General features: G+C 45.4%; 1 protein-coding gene. It reads right to left on the bottom strand.

Annotation, left to right across the window (positions count from 1 at the left end; genetic code table 11):
• Nucleotides 1-577: disulfide isomerase DsbC N-terminal domain-containing protein (locus R7R78_RS26940; RefSeq protein WP_225474711.1), on the bottom strand; the 577-nt coding region annotated here is incomplete at its 3' end.
• Nucleotides 578-659 lie beyond the last annotated feature (82 nt).

The following is a 659-nucleotide window of genomic DNA, read 5'->3' as shown; positions in this document are numbered from 1 at the left end:
GATCTTCTGCACACCAAATCGTTGCCATTTGCTCAGCAACAGGCCCTGTCGCACCTTGGCGAGGGTATGCCATGTAACGCACAGTAATACCTAGATCATTGTAGCCCTGCATTTGGTTATGTAGACGAACACAGTAGCCACAAGTGATGTCAGTAAATACCGTCACCACGTACTTTTCGTTGTCCGCTTTGTATTCGATCATGCTGTCTGCAAACTTAGCAATTTTCTCAGCATTCAAAGGCGCTTGGCGTTCTGCAAGTACGTCTTTGTAACCGCCGTTGTCATCAATCGCGTATAGCGTACCTGCAATAAAGTGATCGCCATTGTTTGACGCAAACAATATGCCGCCATTGGTTTGAATTTCTAGCAAGCCCGCCACGTCTGAAGGTTGAATATCAATAATAGACAGACCTAGTTTCGAGAACTTCGCTTTTAGCGCCGCTTCATCAAAGTGTTGTTGCGCAGTTGGCGCAGCCTGTTGTGCAGGAGTTTCGGTTTTTGCCTGACTTTCTTCCGCACCACACGCGGTAATAAAGAATGGTAAAGTCAGCAGAGTTAGTCGGCGTAATACGCTCATTAAAGTCACCTTTAAATAAATTCTTTTCATCCAATCAAAAAGGATGAAGCAAGCCATCATTATGCTCTTGGGTGGTGTTGAC

Source organism: Vibrio sp. 2134-1 (assembly GCF_033339495.1).
The sequence above is the reverse complement of the archived record's forward strand: the minus strand, read 5'-3'. Positions and strand labels throughout refer to the sequence as shown.